The organism is Pseudoroseomonas cervicalis (genome assembly GCF_030818485.1).
Lineage (GTDB): Bacteria > Pseudomonadota > Alphaproteobacteria > Acetobacterales > Acetobacteraceae > Pseudoroseomonas > Pseudoroseomonas cervicalis_A.
The window spans coordinates 2,978,945-2,991,759 of the sequence record NZ_JAUTAJ010000004.1 but is presented as its reverse complement, the minus strand read 5'-3'; the positions used below and the strand labels follow the sequence as shown (position 1 = coordinate 2,991,759).

At 71.4% G+C, this 12,815-nt stretch carries 15 protein-coding genes; 12 read left to right on the top strand and 3 right to left on the bottom strand.

Annotation, left to right across the window (positions count from 1 at the left end):
• The first annotated feature begins 173 nt into the window (after positions 1 to 173).
• The 8 genes from QE401_RS17935 to QE401_RS17900 all read left to right on the top strand — a co-directional run bounded on the left by QE401_RS17935 (position 174) and on the right by QE401_RS17900 (position 8,720).
• The gene (locus QE401_RS17935) at positions 174 to 1,376 is read left to right on the top strand and encodes an amino acid ABC transporter permease (protein ID WP_307139496.1); all 1,203 of its coding nucleotides are present in this window, start codon (positions 174 to 176) and stop codon (positions 1,374 to 1,376) included.
• 3 nt (positions 1,377 to 1,379) lie between these two features.
• The gene (locus QE401_RS17930; protein ID WP_307139495.1) at positions 1,380 to 1,502 is read left to right on the top strand and encodes a hypothetical protein; all 123 of its coding nucleotides are present in this window, start codon (positions 1,380 to 1,382) and stop codon (positions 1,500 to 1,502) included.
• 3 nt (positions 1,503 to 1,505) lie between these two features.
• The gene (locus QE401_RS17925) at positions 1,506 to 2,660 is read left to right on the top strand and encodes an amino acid ABC transporter permease (protein WP_307139494.1); all 1,155 of its coding nucleotides are present in this window, start codon (positions 1,506 to 1,508) and stop codon (positions 2,658 to 2,660) included.
• 45 nt (positions 2,661 to 2,705) lie between these two features.
• Positions 2,706 to 3,509 (top strand): amino acid ABC transporter ATP-binding protein, encoded by an 804-nt coding sequence (locus QE401_RS17920; RefSeq protein WP_307139493.1) that lies wholly within the window; start codon positions 2,706 to 2,708, stop codon positions 3,507 to 3,509.
• A gap of 310 nt (positions 3,510 to 3,819) precedes the next feature.
• Complete coding sequence (locus QE401_RS17915) at positions 3,820 to 5,700, top strand: potassium transporter Kup (RefSeq protein ID WP_307139492.1); 1,881 nt, start codon at positions 3,820 to 3,822, stop codon at positions 5,698 to 5,700.
• Entirely contained in the window at positions 5,678 to 6,346 is a 669-nt protein-coding gene (locus tag QE401_RS17910) for an acetyltransferase (protein WP_307139491.1), read from the top strand. Before QE401_RS17915 ends, QE401_RS17910 begins: the two co-directional genes overlap by 23 nt.
• 77 nt (positions 6,347 to 6,423) lie before the next feature.
• Positions 6,424 to 7,800, top strand: coding sequence for a GDSL-type esterase/lipase family protein (locus QE401_RS17905; RefSeq protein WP_307139490.1), 1,377 nt, complete (start codon positions 6,424 to 6,426; stop codon positions 7,798 to 7,800).
• Positions 7,801 to 8,039: 239 nt separating this feature from the next.
• Complete coding sequence (locus tag QE401_RS17900; RefSeq protein ID WP_307139489.1) at positions 8,040 to 8,720, top strand: YceI family protein; 681 nt, start codon at positions 8,040 to 8,042, stop codon at positions 8,718 to 8,720.
• A gap of 156 nt (positions 8,721 to 8,876) precedes the next feature.
• Here the strand turns inward: QE401_RS17900 and QE401_RS17895 are convergent, their stop codons facing one another.
• The 3 genes from QE401_RS17895 to QE401_RS17885 are packed head-to-tail and all read right to left on the bottom strand — an operon-like array spanning position 8,877 to position 11,006.
• On the bottom strand, positions 8,877 to 9,548 hold the full coding sequence (locus tag QE401_RS17895) for an amino acid ABC transporter permease (protein ID WP_307139488.1): 672 nt from the start codon (positions 9,546 to 9,548) through the stop codon (positions 8,877 to 8,879).
• Positions 9,549 to 9,560: 12 nt separating this feature from the next.
• Positions 9,561 to 10,241, bottom strand: coding sequence for an amino acid ABC transporter permease (locus QE401_RS17890; RefSeq protein WP_307139487.1), 681 nt, complete (start codon positions 10,239 to 10,241; stop codon positions 9,561 to 9,563).
• 9 nt (positions 10,242 to 10,250) lie between these two features.
• On the bottom strand, positions 10,251 to 11,006 hold the full coding sequence (locus QE401_RS17885) for an amino acid ABC transporter ATP-binding protein (RefSeq protein WP_307139486.1): 756 nt from the start codon (positions 11,004 to 11,006) through the stop codon (positions 10,251 to 10,253).
• 275 nt (positions 11,007 to 11,281) lie between these two features.
• On the opposite strand from QE401_RS17885, the gene QE401_RS17880 reads away from it, so the two are divergent.
• The 4 genes from QE401_RS17880 (at position 11,282) to QE401_RS17865 (ending at position 12,813) form a co-directional block, all read left to right on the top strand.
• Positions 11,282 to 11,551, top strand: a complete 270-nt coding sequence (locus QE401_RS17880; protein WP_307139485.1) for a hypothetical protein — start codon at positions 11,282 to 11,284, stop codon at positions 11,549 to 11,551.
• 48 nt (positions 11,552 to 11,599) lie between these two features.
• Entirely contained in the window at positions 11,600 to 11,929 is a 330-nt protein-coding gene (locus QE401_RS17875) for a Nif11-like leader peptide family natural product precursor (protein WP_307139484.1), read from the top strand.
• 172 nt (positions 11,930 to 12,101) lie between these two features.
• Positions 12,102 to 12,392 carry a hypothetical protein gene (locus QE401_RS17870; protein WP_307139483.1) on the top strand — a complete coding sequence of 97 codons (291 nt, stop codon included), beginning with the start codon at positions 12,102 to 12,104 and terminating at the stop codon, positions 12,390 to 12,392.
• Positions 12,393 to 12,453: 61 nt separating this feature from the next.
• A complete protein-coding gene (locus QE401_RS17865) occupies positions 12,454 to 12,813 on the top strand; it encodes a Nif11-like leader peptide family natural product precursor (protein ID WP_307139482.1) in 360 nt (119 codons plus the stop codon).
• Positions 12,814 to 12,815 lie beyond the last annotated feature (2 nt).

The following is a 12,815-nucleotide window of genomic DNA, read 5'->3' as shown; positions in this document are numbered from 1 at the left end:
GTGCGCCGGCCCGGTGGAGCGCCTGACCGGGCCGGCCTGGCCGACCCGGCGGAGCGCCTGACGGGGCCGGCCCGGCCGACCCCGTGCTGCCGCCCCCGAATGGCGCCGAGACGCCAGCGTGGCGGAAGCCGTTCCGATTATCGGACAAAGACGACACAACGGGGCTTCAACGCATGTCCGACACCGCCGCCGATCCCAGGCTGTTGCGCGCGCCGCCGAAAAAAGGACTTCGCCTCTCCTGGGCCGATGAGCGGCTGCGCTCGATCGTCTGGCAGGTGCTGGTGCTCGGCGTCGTCATCGCCATCATCGCCTGGCTGGTCGGCAACACGCAGCACAATCTCGAGGTCCGGCGCATCGCCACGGGCTTTGGCTTCCTCAACCGCGAGGCCGGCCTGCCGGTCGCCGAGAGCCTGATCCCCTACAGCCCGACCGACACCTATGCCCGGGCGCTGATGGTCGGCGTGCTGAACACGCTGAAGATCGCGGTCGTCGGCGTGGTGCTGGCCACCATCCTCGGCACGCTGCTCGGCATCGCCCGGCTGTCGAAGAACTGGCTGCTCTCCCGCATCGCCGCGGTCTATGTCGAGGTGGTGCGCGACCTGCCGCTGCTGCTGCAGCTGCTGTTCTGGTACGCCATCCTGCAGGGCCTGCCCGGGCCGCGCCAGTCGCTGCACCCGATGGAGGGCGTGTTCCTCTCCAATCGCGGGCTGAAGCTGCCCTGGATCCAGTGGCAGGACGCGCACAGCTTCGCGCTGCTGGGCTTCGTCGCCGGCATCGTGCTGACCATCTTCTACGCCCGCGCCGCCCGCGCCCGGCAGATGGCCGATGGCCAGCCGCGCCGCGTGTGGCCGGCGGCGCTGGCGCTGATCATCGGCATGCCGGTGGCCATCTGGGCCGCCTTCGGCGCCCCCTGGCAGGGCGACATCCCGGCGCTGCGCGGCTTCAACTTCCAGGGCGGCCTGACCATCACCCCGGAATATTTCGCGCTGCTGATCGGCCTGGTGATGTACACCGCCGCCTTCATCGGCGAGATCGTCCGCGCCGGCATCCTGGCGGTCGCCAAGGGCCAGTGGGAAGCGGCCGAGGCGCTCGGCCTGCCGCGCGGGCTGATCATGCGCAAGATCGTGCTGCCGCAGGCGCTGCGCGTGATCGTGCCGCCGATGACCAGCCAGTACCTGAACCTGACCAAGAACTCCTCGCTGGCGGTGGCCATCGGCTACCAGGACATCGTGTCCATCTCGAACACGACGCTGAACCAGACCGGCCAGGCGATCGAGGGCATCGCCATCATCATGGCGGTCTACCTGACCATCAGCCTGTCGATCAGCCTGTTCATGAACTGGTACAATGCGCGCATCGCGCTGGTGGAGCGCTGAGCCATGGCCCGTCGCAAGCTGCCGATTTCTTCTGGCTTCGCCGGCCTGACGGCCGGGCGGACCTCGTTTGGCTTCGCTGGCGCAGGCGCCAGCTATGCGGCGCGCCTCGCGCCGGTGGAGCGCTGAGCCATGGCCGAGATCGCCGCCGAAGCCTCCGCCCCGCGTCCGGTGCAGGACGCCGCCCTCGCCCCGCGCCGCCCGCCCCTGCTGGCGGTGGGCCCGGTCGCCTGGGCCCGCGCCAACCTGTTCTCGGGCTGGCTGTCCACCGCCGTCACCCTGGTGCTGCTCTACTTCCTGATCCGCTGGGCGGTGGGCTTCATCGACTGGGCCTTCATCAACGCCATCTGGTCGGTGCCGGTCACCAACGGCACGGCGCAGACCCAGGCCTGCCGCGCGCTCCAGGGCAGCGGCGCCTGCTGGGCGGTGGTGACCGAGAAGCACCGCTTCATCCTGTTCGGCACCTACCCCTATGAGGAGCATTGGCGCCCGGCCATCTGCATCCTGCTGTTCATCGGCCTCTACATCATCTCCGCCATGCGCCGCTTCTGGCGCCCGGCGCTGGCGCTGATCTGGCTGGCGACGCTGGTGGTGATCGGCGTGCTGATGTGGGGCGGCGTGCTCGGCCTGTCCTATGTGCCGCAGGAGCGCTGGGGCGGCCTGGTCATCACCCTGATCCTGGCCACTTTCGGCATCGCCTTCGCCTTCCCGCTGTCGATCCTGGTGGCGCTCGGCCGGCGCTCGCGCATGCCGGCCATCAAGATGCTCTGCATCCTGTATGTCGAGCTGATCCGCGGCGTGCCGCTCATTTCCCTGTTGTTCATGGCCAGCGTCATGTTCCCGCTCTTCCTCCCGGAAGGCATCAACATCGACAAGCTGCTGCGCGCGCAGATCGCCATCATCCTCTTCGCCGCCGCCTATCTGGCCGAGGTGGTGCGCGGCGGCCTGCAGGCCCTGCCCAAGGGCCAGTACGAGGCCGCCGACGCGCTCGGCCTGTCCTACTGGCAGAAGACCGGCTTCATCATCCTGCCCCAGGCGCTGCGGCTGGTGATCCCGCCGCTGGTGAACACCTTCATCGGCTTCTTCAAGGACACCTCGCTGGTGCTGATCATCGGCATCTTCGACCTGCTGACCGCCGGCAAGACGGCGATCGTCGAGCCCGCCTGGCAGGGCTTCGGCATCGAGATCTATGTCGTCGTCGGCGCCATCTACTTCGTCTTCTGCTTCGCCATGTCGCGCTACAGCCAGAACCTCGAGGCGGAGCTGAACCGCCACCGGGTGCGCTGAGCCATGGACCGCCACAACACCGAGACCCCGGGGACCGCACCCAGCATGAGCGCCACCATGGACCTCGCGGGCGAAGGCCCGCACATCGCCTCCGCCCTGCGCACCGACGCGCCCCCGGCGATCCTGCTCGACAAGGTCAACAAGTGGTACGGCGCCATGCATGTGCTGCGCGACGTGTCGCTGACCGTCGGCAATGGCGAGCGCGTCGTGGTCTGCGGGCCCTCCGGCTCCGGCAAGTCGACCATGATCCGCTGCATCAACCGCCTGGAGCAGCACCAGGAGGGGCGGATCGTCGTCGACGGCATGGAGCTGACCGACGACACCCGCGCGCTGGACGCCATCCGCCGCGAGGTCGGCATGGTGTTCCAGAGCTTCAACCTGTTCCCGCACCTGACCATCCTGGAGAACTGCACCCTGGCGCCCATCTGGGTCCGCCGGATGCCGAAGAAGGAGGCCGAGGAGCTGGCGATGCACTACCTGACCCGGGTGAAGATCCCGGAGCAGGCGCGCAAATATCCCGGCCAGCTCTCCGGCGGCCAGCAGCAGCGCGTCGCCATCGCCCGCGCGCTCTGCATGAAGCCCAAGATCATGCTGTTCGACGAGCCGACCTCGGCGCTCGATCCGGAGATGATCAAGGAGGTGCTCGACACCATGGTCAGCCTGGCCGAGACCGGCATGACCATGGTCTGCGTCACCCATGAGATGGGCTTCGCCCGCCAGGTCGCCGACCGCGTGGTGTTCATGGACCGCGGCGAGGTGGTCGAGGCCGGGGTGCCGGAGCAGATCTTCAACGACCCGAAGACGGACCGGCTGAAGGGCTTCCTCAGCCAGATCCTGCGCGGCCACTGAGCGCGGCGCGCGGGAGGGCGGCGCCCTCCCGCCACCGCCCCCGGCCCGGCCGGGAAGCGGGGCCGGGAGGCCCGCCGGCCCGGCCCAGGGTTCTGGACGGGCCGGCCTGGCGCCTCCGGCCCTGGAGACGGCCCCCCTCCGGGCTCGCTGACCCCCCGGCCCTGTCCCGAGACCGCCGGCGTCACGCCCTTTCGGAGGACCGCCCGCCCGGCCCCGCCCAGGGCCGCCCAGGCGGCGCCCCGGCACTGCCTCTTGCACCGCAACGGCGCCGCATCCTACTCCTTGCCGCCGGACCACACGCAGCACGGCAGTGACCCAGACCCCATCCTCCCCGGCGAACCGTCCCCTCACCCCGGCCCTGCTGCTCGGCGTGCTCGGGGTCGTCTATGGCGATATCGGCACCAGCCCGCTCTACGCGCTGCGCGCCTCGCTGCTCCACTTCTCCTCGGACGGGCTGGAGGAGTGGGAGATCCTCGGCATCCTCAGCCTGATCTTCTGGTCGCTCATCCTGGTGGTCACGGTGAAATACGTGCTGCTGGTGCTGCGCGCCGACAACCGGGGCGAGGGCGGCATCCTGGCGCTGATGGCCCTCGCCCAGCGGGTGACGCGCGGCGAGCGCGGGCGCAACCTGGTGATGCTGATCGGCATCGCCGGCGCCGCCCTGTTCTTCGGCGACGGCATCATCACCCCGGCCATCTCGGTGCTCTCGGCGGTGGAGGGGCTGAAGGTCATCTCCCCCGCCTTCAGCGGCGCCGTCATCCCGATCTCGCTGGTGGTGCTGCTGGCGCTGTTCCTGGTGCAGTACAAGGGCACCCACAGCATCGGCCGCGTGTTCGGCCCGGTCACCGCGCTGTGGTTCGGCAGCCTCGGCATCCTCGGCCTGGTGGAGATCGTGCAGCAGCCGCATGTGCTGCTGGCGCTCTCGCCCCACTACGCCATCGAGTTCTGCATCAACTACCACCTGGCGGCCTTCATCGCCCTCGGCTCCGTCGTGCTGGCGGTGACGGGGGCCGAGGCGCTCTATGCCGATATGGGGCATTTCGGCGCCCGGCCGATCCGCCTCGTCTGGCTCTGGGCGGTGCTGCCCTCGCTGACGCTGAACTATTTCGGCCAGGGCGCGCTGCTGCTGACCGACCGCGCGGCGCTGGAGAACCCCTTCTACCTGCTGGCCCCGGACTGGTTCCGCCTGCCGCTGGTGGTGCTGGCCACCTGCGCCACCATCATCGCCAGCCAGGCCATGATCTCGGGCGCCTATTCGATCGCCCGGCAATGCGTGCAGCTGGGCTTCCTGCCGCGCCTCGTCGTCTGCCACACCTCCGACACCGAGGAGGGGCAGATCTACATGCCGCAGATCAACCTGGCGCTCCTGGTCGGCGTCGTCATCCTGGTGGTCAGCTTCCACGATTCCGACAGCCTGGCCGCCGCCTATGGCCTGGCCGTCACCGGCACCTTCCTCTGCACCACCGCGCTGCTCGGCCTGGTGCTGCGGCGGCAGTTCAACTGGCCGCTGGCCGCGGTGGTGGCGGTGCTGATCCCGCTCTTCCTGCTCGATGGCGGCTTCTTCATCTCCAACGTGCTGAAGGTGCCGGATGGCGGCTGGGTGCCGCTGCTGCTGGGCGCCGGCATGTTCATCCTGATGCTGACCTGGCGGCGCGGGCGCGAGCTGCTCTTCACCCGCTTCCGCCAGGACAGCCTGCCGCTGAAATCCTTCCTGGCGCGGCTGCCGCAATCGCGCACCATCCGCGTGCCCGGCATCGCCGTGTTCATGACCGGCCAGGCCGACTACGTGCCCGCCGCCCTGCTGCACAACCTCAAGCACAACAAGGTGCTGCATGAGCGGGTGCTGTTCGTCACGGTGGAGAATCTGGACGTGCCCCAGGCGCCGCAGCGGCGCGAGGTGACCGAGCTGGCGCCCGGCATCCACCGCGTGATGCTGCGCTACGGCTTCCAGGAAAGCCCCAACATCCCGCGCGAGCTGGAAGCGCTGCACGAATACGGCGTCGAGTTCGAGCCGATGCAGGCCAGCTACTTCCTCGGCCGCGAGACGCTGGTGGCGGCCGCCGTGCCAAAGATGGCGACCTGGCGGCAATGGCTGTTCTCGCTGATGAGCCGCAATTCCATGCCGGCCACCGAGTTCTTCCGCATCCCGAGCGACCGCGTGGTCGAGCTTGGCGTCCGCGTCGCCATCTGACGCGCCCGCCCCGCCGGCGCCCCTGCTGCTGCCCCTGGTCCTGTTGGGCGCCGGCGGGCATGGGCGGGCGGTGGTCGAGCTGCTGCGCGATGCCGGCCTGCCGCCGCCGCTCGGCGTGCTGGACGACAACCCGGACTGCCCCGGCCTGCCGGGGGTGCCCTATCTCGGCCCGCTGGCCCGCGCCGCCGCGCTGCGGGCCGAGGGCGTGGCGGCGGCGCATGTGGCGCTCGGCCACAACGCCACGCGGCAGCGCCTGGGGGAGGAGCTTCTCTCCCTCGGCTACGACCTGCCCGTGCTGCGGCACCCCTCCGCCATCCTGGCCTCCACCGCGCGCTGCGGGCCGGGCTGCGTGCTGATGCCGCGCAGCGTGCTGGGGGCGGCGGCCCGCCTCGGCGCGCATTGCATCCTGAACACCGGCGCCATCCTGGAGCATGACGGGGTGGCCGGCCCCGGCTGCCACATCGCCCCCGGCGCGGTGCTGGGCGGTGGCACGCGGCTCGGCGCAAGGGTGCTGGTGGGCATCCTGGCCGGGCTGCGGCCGGGGGTGGCGGTGGGGGAGGATGCGACCATCGCCCTCGGCGCCGCGGTGGTGGCCGATGTGCCGGCGGGCGCCACCGTCTCGGGCGTGCCGGCGCGCAGCGCCTAGACACCCTGTCTTCCCCGCCGCGCCCCCGCGTGGAATGCTCACCCCACCCCCGCCGAAAAGGGGGAGAGGAGGGACGCATGAAGCGCAGGGAATTGGCGCAGGGCCTGGCCCTGGCCGGAACCATCCTGGGCACGGCCGCCGGCCTGCCCGCCCCGGCCCGGGCCCAGGCACCGGCCCAGCAGCGCGGCGGCGGCGGCGCCGAGGGCTGGGCCACCGCCTGGACCGGCTCGGCCCAGGGGCCCTACCCGGTCGGCAACCCCTCGGCCCAGCCCAACCAGTCCTTCGCCTTCCCGAGCCCGGCCGAGGGCGCGCGCGACCAGAGCTTCCGCCTGGTGCTGCGCCCCGATCTCTGGGGCCGCCGGGCCCGGCTGCGCTTCAGCAACGCCTTCGGCACGCGGCCGCTGCAGATCGCCAGCGTGCATGCCGGGCTGCATTGGGGCGGCGCGGCGCTGCTGCCGGGCAGCAACCGGCCGGTCACCTTCGGCGGCGCGGCCAGCGCCAGCATCCCGCCCGGCGGCCAGCTCTGGTCCGACGCGGTGGACCTCCCCTTCGCCGCCGAGCCCGATGCGGCGCTGCTGGCGGGGCGCAAGCTCGCCATCTCCTTCCATGTCGCCGGCCCCTCCGGCCCGATGACCTGGCACGCCAAGGCGCTGCAGACCTCCTATGTCTCGCCCCCCGGCAGCGGCGACCATGCGGCGGAGGAAAGCGAGGCCGCCTTCCCCTATTCCACCGCCTCCTGGTTCTTCCTCGACGCGGTGGACATGACCGCGCCGGCCGGCACGCCGGTGGTGCTGTGCTTCGGCGATTCCATCACCGACGGCACCGCCTCCACCATGAATGGCGATGACCGCTGGCCGGATGTGCTGGCGCGCCGGCTGCACGCCACGCTCGGCAACCGCGTCGCCGTGGTGAATGCCGGCATCGGCGGCAACCAGGTGGTGGGCCCGGCCGAATACAGCGCGGAAAAACCCTTCCCCGGCGGCCCCTCGGCCCTGGCGCGGCTGGAGCGCGACATCATCAGCCTCTCCGGCATCCGGACCGTGGTCTGGCTGGAGGGCACCAACGATTTCAGCCGCAACGGCAATGCCAGTTTCGAGGCGGTGCGCGACGGCATGCGCCAAGGGGTGGAGCGGCTGCGCGCCGCCATCCCCGGCATCCGCCTGGTGGGGGCGACGGTGACGCCGGCACTCGGCAGCAGCAGCCCCGCCCATGGCCATGCCGAGCAGGAGGAGAAGCGCCGCCAGCTGAACGCCTTCATCCGCGAAAGCGGGCTGTTCGACGCGGTGGTCGATTTCGACACCGCGACCCGTGACCCGGCCAGCGGCGGGCTGAAGCCGGAGATGGTGCCGGATTCCACCACCGGCGCCGCCGGCGACAAGCTGCACCCGAACCGCGCCGGCTATCTGGCGATGGGTTTCGCCGTGCCCCCGGCGGCGGTGCTGCCGCAGGGCTGAGGGCCGCCGCCAGGCCACGGGTGAAATCGGCGTCACCCGTGGCGAGGGCCGCATCGCCATGCGGCGCCAGCCCGGCCGCGGCGCGGCGCGGCGGATGACGCGGGCGTCATGCCGGGGCGCGGCGACGGCGGGCGCCGCCCTGCCGCGTCGGCAAGGCCGAGGCACAGATCGCGCTTCCTTTCAGCAAGGAAGATGCGCACGAAATGCGCGGCCCCGCCGTCCAGCCCCGGAACCGCCGCATGCCCCAGCCCAGGCCCCTGGCCCCAGGCGCAGCCCCCCGCCCCGCCCCGGCGGAACCCCTTGCCGCGGCCCGCCCGGCGCTGCGACCGCTGCCGCCCCTGGCGCGGCGCGGCGTGCTGGCCGGGCTGCTGCTGCCGGGCCTGTCCTGCCGGCCGCGCCGCGCCCGCGCCGCCACCGCCTTCGTCTTCGACCAGCGCCACGCCACGGTGGAATTCACCGTCGCCGCCCTGGGCCTGTTCGACATCACCGGCCATTTCGCCCGCTTCGAGGGCGCGCTGCAGCTGGAGATGGCGCAGCCGGAACGCTCGGCCCTGGCCGTCACCCTCGACATGCGCGGCGCCGAGGTGGCGGTGCCGCAGGGCACCGCGCTGCTGCGCTCGGCCGATTTCTTCGATGTGGAGCGCTACCCGCAGGCGCGCTTCGAAAGCCAGGGCGCGCGCGCCCTGGGCACCGATCGCTACGCGCTGCAGGGCCGGCTGGCGATGCGCGGCACCGCCCAGCCGCTGCTGCTGGAGGCCAGCCTGCGCGACCGGCGGCGCGACGCGAATGGCGAGAGCGTCGGCCTGGTGGCCAGCGGCGCCCTGTCGCGCGCCGCCTTCGGCATGGTGGCCGACCGCGCCACCCTGTCCGACACGGTGCGGCTGGCGGTGCGCATGCGCTTGGCCTTGCCGGCGGCTTGAGGGGGCTTTGCCCCCTCAAACTCCCCCCATTCTTTCCCTTGGGCAGGGGACGGGGTCCCCTGCACCCGCCTTCAGTTTAAAATCTAAACAGATGGGTTTCCAAAGGCCTCAGGCCTTTGGTGGGGAGTGAGAGGGGCAAAGCCCCTCTCAGAAGCCTCAGCGCCCGGCCATCGCCTTGTTCTCCAGCCGCGAGATCAGCCGCACCAGCGGCCAGAGCAGCAGGAAATACGCCACCGCCGCGGCCATGATCGGCGTCGCGTTGTAGGTGGCGTTCTGCGCCTGGCGGGCCTGGAACAGCAGCTCGGGCAGCGCCACCACCGAGGCGATGGAGGTCAGCTTCACCACCTCCAGCGTGTTGCTGACCAGGTCGGGCAGCACGTTGCGCACCGCCTGCGGCAGCACGACATGCGCCAGCGCCTGGGCGCGGTTCAGGCCGGTGCTGCGCGCCGCCTCCATCTGTCCGCGCGGCACGCTCTCGATGCCGGCGCGCAGCACCTCGCCGTAATAGGCGCCGGTGTTGAGGAAGAAGCCGATGGCCACCGCCCCCCAGGCGCCGACATCCAGCCCCGCGAAGGGCAGGCCGGCATAGAGGAAGACCAGCAGCACCAGCGGCGGGATGGCGCGGAACAGGTCGGTCCAGCCGGCCGCCAGCCAGCGGATGCTGCGCGGCCCGGCGGTGGAGAGCAGCGCCAGCATGACGCCCCCCACCAGGCCGAGCGGCACGGTCATGGCCGACAGGCCGAGGGTGTAGACAAAGCCCCGCCAGAGGATCGGCCAGGCCTCGCGCAGGATCTCCCCGTTCAGGAAGGCGAAGACGAAATCTTCCATGGTGGCCGCTCCTCAGCGCTTCCAGGCGAAGCGCGTCTCGATCCAGCGGCCGAGCGCGACGACGGGGATGAACAGGATCAGATAGGCGATGGCGCCCATGGTCAGCGGCGTCGGATTGGCGGAGAAGGACATGGCGCTCTGCGCCGCGCCCAGGATCTCCGACACGCCCACCACCGAGCCCAGCGCCGTGCCCTTGGTGATGGCGATGGTGCGGTTGGTCAGCGGCGGGATGGTGATGCGCAGCGCCTGCGGCAGCACCACCAGCCGCAGCGTCGCCAGGAAGGACAGGCCGGTGGAGCGCGCCGCCTCCCACTGCCCCTTCGGCACGGCGGTGATGCCGGCCCAGTAGATCTCCTCCGAGAAGGCCATCAGCACCAGGGTCAGCGACAGCCAGGTGGCGGCGAAGCCGGACAGGCCGAGCCCCATCGCCGGCAGGCCGAAGAACAGCAGCACGATGATGACCAGCGGCGGCAGCGCGCGGAACAGGTCGACCGTGAAGATGATCAGCCAGTTCAGCGGGCGGATGCCGAAGCTGCGCAGCACCGCCAGCGCCAGCCCCAGCGCCAGGCCGGAGACCACGATCAGCAGCGCCAGCAGGATGGTCAGCACCAGGCCCTGCGCCACCAGCGGCAGGTAGGTGGCCATGACCTTGAGGTTGAAGAAGGAGAAAAGGAAGTTGTCGAGCCCGCCCATCGCCCTGCCTCAATGCCGGCCGATCTGGCGGATGAAGGCCTGGCACCGCTCATGCTGCGGGTCGCCGAAGAGCTGCGCCGGCGGCCCCTCCTCCAGCTTCTGGCCATCCGCCATGAACACCACGCGGTCGGCGGCGGCGCGGGCGAAGGCCATTTCGTGGCTGACCACCACCATGGTCATGCCGCTCTCGCGCAGCTCGCGCATCACCTGCAGCACGCCGCCCACCAGTTCGGGGTCCAGCGCGCTGGTCGGCTCGTCGAACAGCATCACCCGGGGCTCCAGCGCGATGGCGCGGGCGATCGCCACGCGCTGCTGCTGGCCGCCGGAAAGCTGCGCCGGGAAATGCTCCATCCGCTCGGCCAGGCCGACCCGCGCCAGCGCGGCGCCGGCGATCTCGGCCGCCTCCGCCTTGCCCTTCCCCAGCACCTTGCGCAGCGCCAGCATGACATTCTGCCGCGCCGTCATATGCGGGTAGAGGTTGAAGCTCTGGAACACCATGCCGATGCGCCGGCGCGCGGCGTTGATGTCGGTCTTCGGGCTCAGCAGCTCGATCCCGTCGACATGGATCGAGCCGTCATCCGGCTCCTCCAGCCGGTTCAGGCAGCGCAGCAGCGTCGATTTGCCGGAGCCGGAGGGGCCGATGATGAAGACCAGCTCGCGCTCGGCGACGCTGAGATCGACGCCCTTCAGCACGGGGGTGGCGCCGAAGCGTTTCCACAGGCCGCGGGCATCGATGATCGGGCGCGGGGTGGTCGGGGCGGGCATGGCGTCTCCTCGGTGAGGGAGGATGGTGCGGCAGGATGGCTCCCGGCGGGAAGGCGCGCCGCAAAGCCGGAGGTCGCTTTTTCCAAGCAATTCTTGTGCCGTTAATCGGCACGGGCTCCGGTCTTTTCCTCCACAGAATGGAACATGCCTGAGAGGTCGAGACGCGCAAGGCCAAGATTGAGCCGCACCGCAATCGATGGCGGGCATGAGCGGCGCTAGGATGCCTTTGCGGCCGGCGCCCGGCGCCAGGGCCGCGCCGGAGAAGGAGGCAAGGCATGCGCGGGGAATGGCAGCGTCTGGAGCAGGATCTGCGCCAACAGCCGGGTTTGCGCGACCGGCTCGGCGCGGCGCTGGCACGATGCGATACCGCCGAGGCCGCCGCCGCCCTGCTGCGGCGCCATGGCTATGCGGTCGAGGCCGGCGAATGGCCGCCCGCCGGCGCCGCCCTGCCGGAGGCGGCGCTGGACGGCGTGGCCGGCGGCGGCCTCTGGGACATCCTCAACAGCGTGGCGGCGAAGGCGGTGCCTTTTCTGAAAGCACCCTGAGGCCGGCCGGATATCATTGATGAGCAGGCGGCAAGAGGGACAACCACCATGAGTGCATCGGAGCTGCAGCGCCTGGCCCTGGCGCTGCGCCAGGACAGCGCGCTGCGCGAGACGCTGGATGCCGGGCTGGCGCAGTGCCGCAGTGCGGAGGAAGCCGCCGCCCTGCTGCAGCGGCATGGCTACGCGGTCGACGCCGCCGCGCTGCAGGCCGCGGGCGCCGCCCTGCCGGACACGGCGCTGGACGGCGTGGCAGGGGGCACCTCCACGGGCGGGCCCGGCTCCTTCCTGGGCGGGATCGGGCCCTTCGCGGACATCCTGGACAAGATCGGCCCGTTCTCGGAGATGCTGTTGCCCTTCTCCGCGAAGCCACCGGGCTGATGCCGGCAGAACCGCACCTGGCCCTCACGCCGCCGCCCCCAGCCCGGACTTTGCGCCACTGCCCTGCCCGGGCCGTGGCGCCGGGTCGGCAGCGGGCGCGGATGCCCGTCCCATCCTCCACCCAATGCCCGAGAGCCGGCGGCCGCCGCCACCCCGAGAAGGACAGCCAGGAATGAGCGAAGCGGAGCTGCAGTGCCTGGCCCTGGCGCTGCGCCAGGACAGCGCGCTGCGCGCAACGCTGGGCGCGGCGCTGGCGCCATGCCGGACGGCGGCGGAGGCCAGCGCCGTGCTGCAGCGCCATGGCTATGCAATCGAGGCCGCCGCGTTGCAGACCAGCGGCACCGCCTTGTCGGATACCGCGCTGGATGGCGTGGCCGGTGGCGGCCTGTTCGACATCCTCAGCAGCGTGGCCAGCAAGGCGGTGCCTTTCCTCAAAGGCGGCCTGGGCAGCGTGACGCCGTAACCACCACCCCGACACCGGCCGGGCGCGCCGGATGACCCGCCTGGAGACAAGGAGCCCCGCGATGAGCACATCGGAACTGCAGCGACTGGCCCTGGCGCTGGGCCAGGACCATGCGCTGCGCCAGACCTTGGCAGCCGAGCTGGCGCCATGCCGCAGCCTGGAGGACGCCGCCGCCCGGCTGCAGAGCCATGGCTATGCGATCGAGGCCGCCGATCTGCAGGCCAGCCGTGGGCAGCTCCCCGGCCAGCCATCCGCCGGCCCGCCATCCGATGGCGCGGCCCTGCCGGACGCGGCGCTGGATGGCGTGACCGGTGGCGCCTCCTTCATCTCCAGCTCGGCCGTCCCGTTCACGGACAAGCCGGGCCAGGTCATCGACCCTTGGGCAATGCTGGCATCCCTCTCGGCGCAGCTGTCGCACTGACA

Excerpts from the sequence above, each read along its gene's own strand:
- QE401_RS17935 (WP_307139496.1), top strand. The coding sequence starts at position 174 with ATGTCCGACACCGCCGCCGATCCCAGGCTGTTGCGCGCGCCGCCGAAA.
- QE401_RS17930 (WP_307139495.1), top strand. The coding sequence starts at position 1,380 with ATGGCCCGTCGCAAGCTGCCGATTTCTTCTGGCTTCGCCGGCCTGACG.
- QE401_RS17925 (WP_307139494.1), top strand. The coding sequence starts at position 1,506 with ATGGCCGAGATCGCCGCCGAAGCCTCCGCCCCGCGTCCGGTGCAGGAC.
- QE401_RS17920 (WP_307139493.1), top strand. The coding sequence starts at position 2,706 with ATGAGCGCCACCATGGACCTCGCGGGCGAAGGCCCGCACATCGCCTCC.
- QE401_RS17905 (WP_307139490.1), top strand. The coding sequence starts at position 6,424 with ATGAAGCGCAGGGAATTGGCGCAGGGCCTGGCCCTGGCCGGAACCATC.
- QE401_RS17900 (WP_307139489.1), top strand. The coding sequence starts at position 8,040 with ATGCCCCAGCCCAGGCCCCTGGCCCCAGGCGCAGCCCCCCGCCCCGCC.
- QE401_RS17895 (WP_307139488.1), bottom strand. The coding sequence starts at position 9,548 with ATGGAAGATTTCGTCTTCGCCTTCCTGAACGGGGAGATCCTGCGCGAG.
- QE401_RS17890 (WP_307139487.1), bottom strand. The coding sequence starts at position 10,241 with ATGGGCGGGCTCGACAACTTCCTTTTCTCCTTCTTCAACCTCAAGGTC.
- QE401_RS17885 (WP_307139486.1), bottom strand. The coding sequence starts at position 11,006 with ATGCCCGCCCCGACCACCCCGCGCCCGATCATCGATGCCCGCGGCCTG.
- QE401_RS17880 (WP_307139485.1), top strand. The coding sequence starts at position 11,282 with ATGCGCGGGGAATGGCAGCGTCTGGAGCAGGATCTGCGCCAACAGCCG.
- QE401_RS17875 (WP_307139484.1), top strand. The coding sequence starts at position 11,600 with ATGAGTGCATCGGAGCTGCAGCGCCTGGCCCTGGCGCTGCGCCAGGAC.
- QE401_RS17870 (WP_307139483.1), top strand. The coding sequence starts at position 12,102 with ATGAGCGAAGCGGAGCTGCAGTGCCTGGCCCTGGCGCTGCGCCAGGAC.
- QE401_RS17865 (WP_307139482.1), top strand. The coding sequence starts at position 12,454 with ATGAGCACATCGGAACTGCAGCGACTGGCCCTGGCGCTGGGCCAGGAC.